Annotated in this window: 8 protein-coding genes and 1 pseudogene; 3 read left to right on the forward strand and 6 right to left on the reverse strand. The window is 63.2% G+C overall.

All coding sequences use genetic code 11. The annotated features are described in order from the left end of the window. Positions 1–121 precede the first annotated feature (121 nt). Complete coding sequence (locus tag AC0L3N_RS09245; RefSeq protein WP_473547217.1) at positions 122–1318, forward strand: MFS transporter; 1197 nt, start codon at positions 122–124, stop codon at positions 1316–1318. On the opposite strand, the pseudogene AC0L3N_RS09250 reads toward AC0L3N_RS09245, so the two are convergent. Beyond that, positions 1279–2187 (reverse strand): annotated as a pseudogene (locus AC0L3N_RS09250) (LysR family transcriptional regulator); the annotation flags it as partial. The gene AC0L3N_RS09245 and the pseudogene AC0L3N_RS09250 sit on opposite strands and share 40 nt — an antisense overlap. A gap of 94 nt (positions 2188–2281) precedes the next feature. Here AC0L3N_RS09250 and AC0L3N_RS09255 point away from each other — a divergent pair. Continuing rightward, positions 2282–3241, forward strand: coding sequence for an NAD-dependent epimerase/dehydratase family protein (locus AC0L3N_RS09255; protein ID WP_473547219.1), 960 nt, complete (start codon positions 2282–2284; stop codon positions 3239–3241). A gap of 135 nt (positions 3242–3376) precedes the next feature. Here the strand turns inward: AC0L3N_RS09255 and AC0L3N_RS09260 are convergent, their stop codons facing one another. The 5 genes from AC0L3N_RS09260 to AC0L3N_RS09280 form a co-directional block, all read right to left on the reverse strand. After that, positions 3377–3535, reverse strand: coding sequence for a DUF3309 family protein (locus AC0L3N_RS09260; protein ID WP_036267059.1), 159 nt, complete (start codon positions 3533–3535; stop codon positions 3377–3379). A 119-nt stretch (positions 3536–3654) separates the two neighbouring features. Beyond that, on the reverse strand, positions 3655–6831 hold the full coding sequence (locus tag AC0L3N_RS09265) for an efflux RND transporter permease subunit (RefSeq protein ID WP_473547221.1): 3177 nt from the start codon (positions 6829–6831) through the stop codon (positions 3655–3657). Between the two features lie 2 nt (positions 6832–6833). Continuing rightward, positions 6834–8012 carry an efflux RND transporter periplasmic adaptor subunit gene (locus AC0L3N_RS09270; protein WP_473547223.1) on the reverse strand — a complete coding sequence of 393 codons (1179 nt, stop codon included), beginning with the start codon at positions 8010–8012 and terminating at the stop codon, positions 6834–6836. Positions 8013–8408: 396 nt separating this feature from the next. After that, a complete protein-coding gene (locus AC0L3N_RS09275; RefSeq protein ID WP_473547225.1) occupies positions 8409–10682 on the reverse strand; it encodes a xanthine dehydrogenase family protein molybdopterin-binding subunit in 2274 nt (757 codons plus the stop codon). A gap of 2 nt (positions 10683–10684) precedes the next feature. Next, complete coding sequence (locus tag AC0L3N_RS09280; protein ID WP_123150164.1) at positions 10685–11146, reverse strand: (2Fe-2S)-binding protein; 462 nt, start codon at positions 11144–11146, stop codon at positions 10685–10687. Positions 11147–11268: 122 nt separating this feature from the next. On the opposite strand from AC0L3N_RS09280, the gene AC0L3N_RS09285 reads away from it, so the two are divergent. After that, positions 11269–11865 carry a TetR/AcrR family transcriptional regulator gene (locus AC0L3N_RS09285; RefSeq protein ID WP_123150163.1) on the forward strand — a complete coding sequence of 199 codons (597 nt, stop codon included), beginning with the start codon at positions 11269–11271 and terminating at the stop codon, positions 11863–11865. The last annotated feature ends 9 nt before the right edge of the window (positions 11866–11874 follow it).

An 11874-nucleotide genomic window follows, 5' to 3' on the forward strand; every position in this document is an offset into this window, starting at 1 on the left:
CATCAACCTCGGATTCAAGCGAGCCGCTTGGCCCAAGCACTTCCAAGAGCGAGCGCTTGACTGAAGATTGAATCGATCTAATTTGCCGCGCGAAGCTATTTTCGCACCGGACTCCTACACGATGGACACGCTAAAAATCATGCAGACCGCCATTCGCGGACGATGGGCCGTGGCGGCCATCTTCCTGGCCAATGGTTTTCTGACCGGCGCCTGGGCGCCGCAGATCCCGGTGGTCCTGACCCGGCTGGATATCAGCAAGTTTACGCTCGGCCTGCTGATCCTGCTGTTCGGCGCCGGCGCGGTCACGGCCATGACCTGGTGCGGCCACCTGATCTCCAGGCATGGTTCGCGCAGCGTGCTGCGCTGGTTCGGTCTCATCGGCAGTTTCGGCCTGCTGGTTGTGGCGCTTGCCCCCAACGTGCCGCTGGCGGCCATCGCCATGTTCATCTTCGGCGCTTCGATCGGCGGCATGGATGTCGCCATGAACGCCAATGCGGTCACGGTGGAACGGCGGTTGTCCCGCGCCATCATGTCGTCCTCGCACGGCTTCTGGAGCCTTGGCGGTTTCGCCGGTGGCGCTCTCGGCGGCTTCGCCATCCAGAATTACGGCCATCTCGCCCATGCGGCGGTGGTGACGGCTCTTGCCTTTGCCGTGATCGCTGTGGCAGTTCGCTACCTGATCGCCGAGGGCAAGCCGCCCCAAGGATCATCGGGGATTACCGGACGTCGCAAATTCGCGCTGCCTGGAAATCCGCTGGTCTATCTCGTCGGGCTGATGGCGCTGATGACGATGATCTCCGAGGGTGCGGTGCTCGACTGGGCGGCACTTTACCTGCAACAGGAACTCGGCACCGACCTCGCCGTAGCTGGTTTGGCATACGCCGCTTTTTCCGGCGTCATGGCCGTCATGCGCTTCGTTGGCGACGGGGTCCGCAACCGTTTCGGTGCCGTAACGACGCTGCGCGTCTCGGCCCTTGTCGCCGCCGCCGGCATGCTGGTGGCGGGGCTAGCGCCTTCGCCCTGGCTCGCCATCTCAGCTTTTGCCCTTTGCGGCTTCGGCATCGCCAATATGGTGCCGATCCTGTTTTCGGCCGGCGGCAACCAGGAAGGCATGTCGTCCGGCACCGGTATGAGCGTCGTCACCACGATGGGCTATTCCGGCATTCTGGTGGCGCCGTCGGCGATCGGCTTCATCGCCGAGCACTCGAGCTTCAGTCCGATCTTCGTCGCTTTGTCGGGGCTGCTGGTCGTCGTATTTTTGATGGCCGGGCTCGCCCACCGCGCCGAATTCGCGCCCGACGCAGCACCGGCCGAATAGCGCTTCAACTCCTCATAGAGGAAATCCGCGACACGGCGGATGCGCACGCTGGTGCGCACGTCGCGGTGCATGGCCAGCCATACCGGCAGCGTCGGCAGCGCGAGGCCCGGCAGCACTGTCTCCACCAGCGGATCGCGATCGGCCAGCGGCTCCTGGCCGAAGCCGATGCCGTTTCCCGCCCGCACCGCCTCCCAAAGCACGATTTGGTTGTCGGTCCTGAAGCGGAAGGCATCGCGGGTGAGTGGGACGCCGAACTGGGCAAAGCCACGAATGATCTCATCGCTGCGGTCGAAGCCGATCAGGTCGTGGCCGGCAAGATCGCCGGGCTCGCGCGGACGGCCACGCCGGTCGAGATAGGATTTTGCCGCGCAGGCGCGGAGCGGAATGTCGGTCACCTTGCGCGCCACCAATTCGTTCTGCGCCGGCTTGATCATGCGGATGGCAATGTCGGCATCGCGGCGCAAAAGGTTCTCGACCTGATTCGACGCGACGATCTCGACCTCGATGCCGGGTTCCTCAGCGCCCAGCCGCGCCGTCATCTCGGGCAGGACATAGGCAGCCACCACCTCGCTGGCGGCAATGCGCACCGTGCCTTCGATCGCCTCGACTGATCCCAGCGCCAATAGCGAAAAGGCGCTCGCCTGCTCGCTCACCGCCCGGCCGCGTTCGTAGAGCGTGCTGCCGGCTTCCGTAAGCGCATAGCCGCGCCGCCCGCGCCGGAACAGGGTGACCCCGAGGGCCTGCTCCAGCTCGGCGATATGGCGGCCGAGCGTCGGCTGGCTTGCAGCCAGCTTGCGCGCGGCAGCTGACAGGCTGCCGGTTTCCGCCACGGTGACGAAACTCTTGATCAGGTTCCAGTCGATTTCCATTCAAAACTGAATATCACATCGCCAAATTCAGTCAATTTCCATTCGTTTGCGGGCGAATCATATTGTGACCGTACCGCAAACACGGAGACGAAAAATGACCAAGATCGCAATTCTGGGTGCCAATGGCCGGCTCGGCCGCGTGGTTGCCAAGGCCTTCATCGACGCCGGCTATGATGTTCGCGCCATCACCCGCAGCGGCAAAATACCGGCAGAACTCGCCGGCGCCACAGCCGTCGCCGGCGACGGGCTCGATCGCGAAGCGCTTATCCGCGCCACCGAAGGCGTCGACATCATCTTCAACGGCCTCAACCCGATCTATACCGACTGGGGCAAGTGCCTGCCGATGGCCGAGAACGTCATGGCCGCGTGCCGCGCGAACCACGCATTGCACCTCGCTCCCGGCAGCGTTTACAATTACGGCTCGCCGATGCCGGCTGTCGTCACCGAAGACACGCCATTCCACCCGACGACGGAAAAGGGCCGCATCCGCGTCGCCATGGAAGACCTCTTTCGCCGCGAGGCCGAAGCAGGCCGAGTGCGCACCATTCTGCTGCGAGCCGGCGATTTCTTCGGCGGCACCGGCACCGGATCGTGGTTCGATCTGATGGTGGCCGCCAAGATGGACAAGGGCGTCTATACCGCCCCTGGGCCGGCCGATCTCGTGCATGAATGGGCCTATCTGCCTGATATGGCCAAGGCTTTCGTCGGACTGACTGAGAATCTCGCCAAGCTCGGCGCCTACGAGGCGCTGAACTTTCCCGGCCACGCCGTTACCGATCTGGAGATCAAGGCGGCCGCGGAGCAGGCGCTCGGGCGCACGCTGAAACTGACGTCGATGCCGTGGTGGGTGCTGCGCGCCGGCAGTCCGTTCGTGGCGATGTGGCGCGAGCTCGTCTCGATGTCCTATCTCCGCTTCGAGCCACACCAGCTGGTCTCGGAAAGGCTGGAAGGCATCATCGGCACAATCCCGCATACGCCGCTGGACAGGGCGGTGGCAGAAGCTCTCGATGCTATCGGTGTGGCCACGATTGATAGCGTTTCGAAAGCTGCCTGAAACGGAAAGCGGCCATTACTAACGCATGATCCGAGCCGAAGGCTCGGAAAGGACATGTGAAAAATCAAATGGTACAGCGCTGCGCCCTCAAAAGGCGCGCAGCGCTGTACTTTGTTGAGCGCACCAAACTCCGGGTCAAATCCTGCCCATCAGCAGCAACACCAAGAGGACGATCAGGATAACGCCGACGATGCCGGAGGGACCATAACCCCAGGAACGCGAATGAGGCCATGCCGGCACCGCGCCGATCAGAATGAGGATCAGAATGATGACGAGAATGGTGCTGAGCGTCATGAGAGACTCCCCGCTTCGAGGTGTTGCATGACAGGACAATGCAAAAGGCCGCTGGGTTGTTCCCGGCGGCCTTTTCTTTGCGCGACCAGAATACGCGCGGCACTCCAAGCAAAGTTGGCCTATTCGGCGGCCTTCGGGAAGGCGAACGCCGGCTCGTCGAGCGAGCCCGGTCTTGCGGAGGTCTCGACAGTCGCACCGACTGTCTTGCCGCGCCGGAACACCCGACGGAAGAATGCATAGAAGCGGCTGTTCTTACTACGCGTGAACACCATCAGCATCGACGGTGTCACCACCAGCGTCAGCAAGGTGGCGAAGGACAGGCCGAAGACGATCGCCGACGACAGTGAAATCCACCATTGCGTCGACGGCGCGTTGATCGTCGTCTCGTGATGGAAGATTTCGAGACCGAGGCCGAAAGCGATCGGCAGCACGCCGAGAATCGCCGACACCGCCGTCAGCACGACCGGGCGGGCACGTTCGCGGCAGGTCTGCAGCACCGCGTCCATCTTGTCCCAGCCTTCTTCGCGCAGCCGGTCATAGGTGTCGATCAGCACGATGTTGTTGTTCACCACCACACCGGCCAGCGCGATGACACCGATGCCCGACATGACGATGCCGAACGCCTCTCCAGTCAACAGCAGTCCCAGGAACACACCGACGGTCGCCATGACCACGCAGGACAGCACCAGCCAGACGCTGGTGAACTTGTTGAACTGCATCAGGAGCACGAGGAAGATCAGGAAGATCGCCGCACCGAAGGCCTTGCTGAGGAAGGCGCTGGCCTCGGCGCTGTCCTCGTTCGAGCCGGCGAGCTTCCAGCGTATGCCGCTGCCGAGATCCATATCGGCGACCGCCTGGCTGACCTGCTGCTGGACAAAAGCGACCTGCTCGCCGGCGGCGACATTGGCCTGGACGACCACCGTGCGCGCGCCGTCGATGCGGTTGAGGATACCAACGGTCGGCTCGGGCTTGCGCACGACGAAATTCGAGATCGGCACCGACCCTTGCGAAGTCTGCACCCTGAGGTCATCGAGTGTCGACAGCGTGCGCCGGTCCTCGGGCAGACGCAGCCTGATGTCGACGGCGTCGTCAGCACCGGCTGGCCGGTATTCACTGAGCTTCAGCCCGTTCGTCACCAGTTGCACCACCGTTCCGACCGAGGTCGGGCTGATGCCGTATTGTGCCGCTTTGGCGCGATCGACGTCGAGCGCCCAGTCGACGCCGGGCGGCGGCAGGCCGTCGGAAATATCGATGACGCCGGGCACCTTGGCAATGCGCGCGGCGACGGCGCGCGCATTGTCGTCGAGGCCTTCCGGGTCGACGGCCGAAAGCCTGATCTGGATCGGCTTGCCGGTGGGCGGGCCGGCCTCGGGCACGCGAACCTCGACGTCGACGCCGGGAATGCCGGCCATGACGCCGCGCAATTCGTCCAGGATCGCGTTCGCCGATTTGCGCTCGCGCCAGTCGACGAACTCGTACTGGATCACGCCGACCACGTCTTCCGGAATATCCTGGCCGCCGCCTTGCGTCTTGCCGACACGGGTATAGACCGATTTCACGCCCGGCCAGCCGAGAAGCCGGTTTTCCGCGGTCGTTGTGGCGGCATCCATTTCTGCGAGCGAAAGGTTGCCGCGGGCGTGCACATAGAGCAGGCCGTAGTCAGGCTCGACATTCGGGAAGAACTCGACGCCGGCGCCATATTTCGAATAGGCAAAACCGACACCGAACAAAAGGCCGACGGTGAGCAGAAGCACGGTGATGGGAAAGCGCACCGCCTGCTTGACCACAGCCATGTACCAGCCGTCGCGATTGTCATTCTCGTGATGCGGCGGCGCCTTGGCGAACAAGGCGCCCAGCGCCGGCGCAAAGACCAGCGCATAGAGCATCGAGGCCGAGAGCGTGACGATCAGCGTGATCGGCATGTATTTCATGAAATCGCCGATGATGCCTGGCCAGAACAACAGCGGCGAAAAGGCGGCGATGCGCGTCATCGTCGCGGCGATGACCGGACCGGCCATGCGCTTGGCGGCAAGCGCGAAGGCCTCTGCCTTCGGCATGCCTTCGCTCATCCGCCGCTCGGCGAATTCGGTGACGATGATGGCGTCGTCGACGAGCATGCCGACCGCCAGGATGAGGCTGAACAGCACGATCATGTTGATCGTGTAGCCCATCATGGCCAACAGCAGGATGCCGATCAGGAAGGACGATGGAATGGCCAGTCCGATCAGCAGCGAGGCACGGCCCGACAGTGCATAGAGAATGACGATGAACACCAGGATCACGGCGATCATGACGTGGTTCTGCAGATCGCCGAGCAACTGGTTGACGAAGACCGATTTGTCCTGCGTGTAGGTGACGTGCATGCCTTCCGGCATGGTCTTTATGAAGGCATCGGACACGGTCCTCACCTGGGCGATCGTGTCGATCAGGTTGGAGCCGATGCGCTTCTTCACCTCGATGGCGATCGCCGGCTTGCCGTCGAGACGGGTTACCGTCTCAGCGTCCTTGAAGGTGGAGCGGACGGTGGCGATATCCTTGGCCTGTACCACGGCATTGGGGCCGGCGACGACCGGAAGCGCCGCCACGTCCTCCGGCGTCTCGATCAGCGACGGCACCTTGACGGCGTATTTGCCCTCGGACCCTTCGATGTTGCCGGCGGCGACAAGACTGTTGGAATCGCCGACCGCACCAATCAGCTGCTCGAGCTGCAGCCCGTAGGAAGACAGTTTCATCGGATCGATGACGACTTCGACGAGATCGTCGCGCGCACCTTGCAGCGCGCCTTCCAGCACGCCCGGCACTTCCTCGATGCGGTCGCGCAACTCACGCGCCGCCGCCGTGAGCATGCGCTCGGGCACTTCGCCCGACAGCGTCACGACAAGGACGGGGAATTCGGAGACGTTGACTTCGGAGACTACAGGCTCCTCGGCTGCCTGCGGCAGGTCGGCCTTGCCGTCCTGGACCTTGCTGCGTGTGTCCTGCAACGCCGTCGCCAGATCCGTCTGCGGGTGGAATTCGACCAGCACATAGCCGCCGCCCTGGAAGGCGGCCGAGCGCATCTCCTTGAGACCCTTGAGGCTCTTCAGCTTGGCTTCCATCGGCCGCAGCAGAAGGCGCTCCGAATCCTCGGGCGAGATGCCCTGATAGATCAGGCTGACATACATCATGGGAATCGGAACGTCGGGTTCCGCTTCCTTGGGTGTCGACTGATAGGCGACCGCACCCGCGAGGATGAGGAAGACCAGGACCGAAATGGTCAGCCGGGCATTGCTGATTGCGAGTTTGACGATATCCATGATTACTGCGTCCCGGCCGTCGCTTCGCCCAACAGCTTCTGGATGGTCGCCTGGTCGGCCTCGACCGGCTTGACCACTTCGCCTTCCTTCACCAGTTCCTGGCCGGCGACGATGATGCGCGCATCGGCAGGGATGCCGCCGAGCACCAGGCCGGTTGGCGTGTCGTCGACCAAGTCGATCGGGAAGAACACGACCTTGTCGTCCTTGTCGACTGCGCGAATGCCGAGGTCGCCCTTGTCGCCCAGCGTCACCACGGAGCGCGGCAGCATGACTGCGTCGGTCGGCTGGGCGCTCAGCGCGATCTCGGCGGTCATCCCGGCCGGAATGGTGCCCTCGGGGTTGGGGATTGCGATCTCGACGCGGAAGGTGCGGGTGGCGGACGAGGCGTCGCGGCTGATATAGCGCACGGTGCCCTCGACATTCTGGCCGCTGACCAATCGTACATTCGCCTTGTCGCCGATCTTCAGATAGCCGAGATCACGTTCGCTGACCTCGCCGCGGGCGATCACCGGATCGAGGCTCAGAATGGTCGCCACTTCGCCGCCCTGCATCACGGAACTGCCAAGCTCCACCGGTACACGGTCGATGACGCCGTCGAACGGCGCCTTCACCTCGTTGCGGTCGAGCTCGGCCTGCGCGGCTTCCAGGTGCGACTGGGCTAGCGTCAGGCTGGAGCGAGCCGTATCGAGCTGCAGCTTGGGCAGATTGCCGGTTTTCATCAGCCGCAATGCTGCATCGAGTTCGGCCCGACGCTGAACCAGAAGCTGCTTGGCGTTGCTGACCGCCGAGAGCTTTTCCTCGGCTGCCAACATCAGCACGAGGTCGCCGGTCTTGACGCGCTGTCCCTGCTTGACCGGCAGCTTGTCGATGACGCCGGCGACGCGCGTCGCCAGGACCGCGCGCTTGTCGGCTTCGGTCAGTCCGGAAATGCGGATGGCGCGCGCATAGGTACGCCTAGGCGGGGTTATGATCGCGACGGTGCGCAACGGCGCCTTGGGCTGCTCTGCCTCAGCGGGCTTGGCCTGGCCGGCGTCAGCCGCCTTTGGCTGCTCGACCTCCCCCGCCTTGGGTTTATCGGCGGCCGCGCTGCCGACGGACGAAAACTCGCCCGTCACCATCCATGCAGCGAACCCGACAAGCACAACAATGGCTGCAAGCTTGTGAAACCTGTATTTCGGCATCGTCGTTTTTCCATTGCGCGGAGTTCGGCCAGGCCGCGTCTTCTAACTCGGCGCGTCGCCGATATGGGTGCGCGCAAGGCCGTGTTCAACTTGCCGTGATCGGCGAACGAGCTTCTACATCAAAGTTGCACCGCAATATAGTCAGAAAAGTTGATGGGTAATACTTCGCTGGACAGGATGCGCCCGCCGCCGTCAGGCGCGCCGGACCAGCGCGGCCGTTCGTCTGCGACATCGCACTCCGCGCAGCGCGGATGCGAAAGCAACCGCTAGGCCGCGTTCCTCGGGCAAGTCTTGGCTGCATCGACCGTCATCGGTGCCGTGCCTTGGCTTTCCTCTGCCGCTGGGGAGGCGCCATCGAAACAGCATGGCAGCAACTGTCAGCATGATGGCAATACTTCATGCAAAGGTCACCTCCTTCGACAAGGGCAGTGTCCGGATGCGCTTGCCTGCTAGTGCGAAGATGGCGTTGGCGAGTGCCGGTGCCGCCGGCGGCGTGCCGACTTCGCCGACGCCGCCCATCTTGTGAAAATTCTCCAGGATGGCGACTTCGAACGCCGGACACTGGGAGATGCGCATGGCGTCGTAGTCATGAAAATTCGACTGTTCGACCATGCCGTCGGCGAAAGTAATTTCCTGACCCATCGCTGCCGACAGGCCGTAGATGGCGGCGGAGACGAGTTGCGCCTCGATGATATCAGGATCGAGCGCGGTGCCGACATCGGCGGCGATCCACACCTTCTCAATGCGGATTCCGGACGGCGTGTCGGCGACCTGGACGATCTCACCGACCCAACTGCCGAAGGACAGCGTGAACGCCATGCCCTTGGCCTTGCCGGCGGGCAGCGCCTCGCCCCATTTCGCCATCGCGGCGACCTTCTCGACAACTTTCACCGCCGCCGGATAGGCAGCCATCAGCGTCTTGCGCAGTTCGACCGGATCGACTTTCCCGGCGGTGGCGATCTCGTCCATGAAGCCCTCATGAAAGAAGCCGTTGATCGAGCAGCCGACCGATCGCCAGAAGCCGACCGGGATGGAGGCGGGCGCAGCAATGCCGCTGACCCGGTAATTCGGGATGGTGTAGGGCTGGTCGTAGGCCCCATCGACAATGGACTTGTCGGGGCCAAGCGGCGGGATCGAGGGAAACAACCGGCGCAAGGTGCTGGCTATCAGCGATGGCGAGGCGATTGTCATGTCGACGGCGAACGGTATGCCGTCGTTGCCAAGCCGCGCCTGGAATTTGCCGACCGAAGCCGGCCGGTAGGCGTCGTGGCGCATGTCCTCCTCGCGCGTCCAAATCACCTTGATTGGCCGGCCTGCCGTTTCTTTCGCCATCAGCGCAGCACAGAGCGCATAATCCACCTCGATACGTCGGCCGAAGCCGCCGCCCATGAAGGTGGTGTGGACGCTGACCTTGTCCTGCTCAATGCCGACAGCATTGGCGCAAAGCTGCCGCACCAAGGTTGGCGCCTGGTTGCCGCACCAGATGTCGAGGACGCCGTCCTTCAGCCGCGCCGTGGCGTTCATCGGCTCCATCGTCGCATGTGCCAGATAAGGCACCGCATAGTCGGCCTCGACGATCCTTTCGCGCGGCGCGTCGGCGAAGGCGGTATCGACATCGCCATCGTCGCGCATCACCGACCCTTTGGTGCCGAGCGCCTGCTTCAGCACCTCGGAAATGCCGGCGCTGTCCAGCGGATATTCGGGATCGGCCCATTCGGCGTCGATCGCCTCCGCCGCCTTGAACGCCGCCCAGGTGTTTTCTGCGATGATGCCGAAGCCGTGGCCGTAATTCGTGTCGATCGGCACGATCTTGATCAAGCCAGGCATTTTCTCGGCGTTGGAGAAATCCGCCTTGACCGGCTTGGCCCAGAAGCGCGGGCTCATCTTGACCGTGCCGTACAGCATCTCCGGCAGCGTCACGTCGATGCCGAAGATCGGCGCCCCGGTGACCTTGGCCAGCATGTCGATGCGTCTTTGCGGTTTGCCGAGCAGTTTCCAGTCGGCTTTGTCTTTGAGCCTGATTTCCGCGGGCGGCGCCATCGTCGCGGCGGTCGCGGCGACAGCGCCATAGGTCAGCGACTTGCCCGACGCCTTGTGCAGGATCGAGCCATTGGCCGTTTCCAGATCGGCGGCAGCTATACCGAACTTTTGCGCGGCCGCTGCAATCAGCATCTGACGCGCGGCGGCGCCTGCCTGCCGCATCTTGCCGAAACCATCGAGCGTCGATGTCGAACCGCCGGTGCCTTGCAGGGCGAGGAATTTTCCGACCACGCCCATGCCGGCGCGCACTATTTCCGCGGTCATGCTTTCGTCGAAGAAGGCGAACGGACCGCCCTCTTCCAGGATCGCCGCATTGAAATAGGCGTAGGAGGCCGGGCCGTGCTCGACCTTGATCTGGTCGAGCCCGACATCGAGCTCTTCGGCAACCATGGCAGCAAGCGTCGTCGAGATACCTTGGCCCATCTCGGCGCGCGGCGCGACGATGGTGATGGTGTTGTCGGCGCCGATCTTCACATAGGGGTTGAAGGTCGCTTCATCAGCGGCGAGGTAGCCTTCCAGCGGATTCGGGTAGGGTTTGCGGTAGTAATAATAACCGACAGCGATGCCGCCCGCGATGGCAGCCGCTCCGATGAGAAACGTGCGGCGGGCGATCTTTCCGACACTGGCCATGGTCAGATCCCCGCCGTCTTGAGCACGACCGCTCTTTTGATCGCCGCACGGATCTTCGGGTAGGTGCCGCAGCGGCAGAGATTGCCGCCCATGGCATCGTCGATGTCGGCATCGGTCGGGTCGGCAACCTCGTCGAGCAACGCCACCGCGCTCATGATCTGGCCGGCCTGGCAGTAACCGCATTGGGCGACCTGCTCTTCCAGCCATGCCTGCTGTACCAGATGCAGTCTGCCTTCGGTACCGATGCCTTCGATCGTGGTGACCGCGCCGGTGACCTCACCGACCGGCAATGAACAGGAGCGCACCGGCTGGCCGTCGACATGCACCGTGCAGGCGCCGCAGGCGGCGATGCCGCAGCCGAACTTCGGCCCGGTCTTGCCCATGAGATCGCGCAGCGCCCACAGCAGTGGCATTTCGGGATCGGCATTGACGTCGAATGCCTGCCCGTCGACGGTGAGGCGCATCGGGATACCCTTTGTTGTCGTCCACAGCCCGAGGCAAAAGGACGGTCGGCCATTTCGTCCTCATACATCTTGACAAATTACGTCATTTTGTCAACAGAGCTTTTGCAGGATAAAGTCGCGCCATGATCGAGATCGAGGACATCGCCACCGACCCCAAGCGCGTCCGCATTCTGGACAGCGCGATGAAGGTGTTTCTGGCCTATGGTTTCGCCCGCACCACCATGGACGACATTGCGCGTGCCGCCGACATGTCGCGGCCGGCGCTTTATCTCCAGTTCAAGAACAAGACCGATATTTATCGCGCCATCGCGTTGATGCTGCTCTCCCGCTCGCTCGAGCAGGCGAAAACGGCACTCGCCGGCGAAGAACCATTTGCCGAGCGCACGATGCGGGCCATCGACGAAGCGCTGATCTCGATGACGCGCACCGTCCACGCCTCGCCGCATGGCGCCGAACTCCTCGACATGAAGTCGAGTCTCGCCGACTTGATCGGCTGCTGGCGCAGCCGGTTTGCCGAGCATATCGCCGCAGCGATCCAGAGCGAGGCCGGACGCAATGGCGTCGATCTCACCGCCAAGGGCTTGTCGGCAAAATTGCTGGCCGACATGCTGCTCGACGGGCTGGAAGGCATGAAGATGCGCATCAGCGATCCGGACGAGCAGCGGCGGGCCGCGGCCGCGCTGATCAAGGTGATCGATCTAGCCTTGCAAAAAAGCTGACAATTCAAA

Source organism: Mesorhizobium sp. WSM4807 (genome assembly GCF_055811615.1).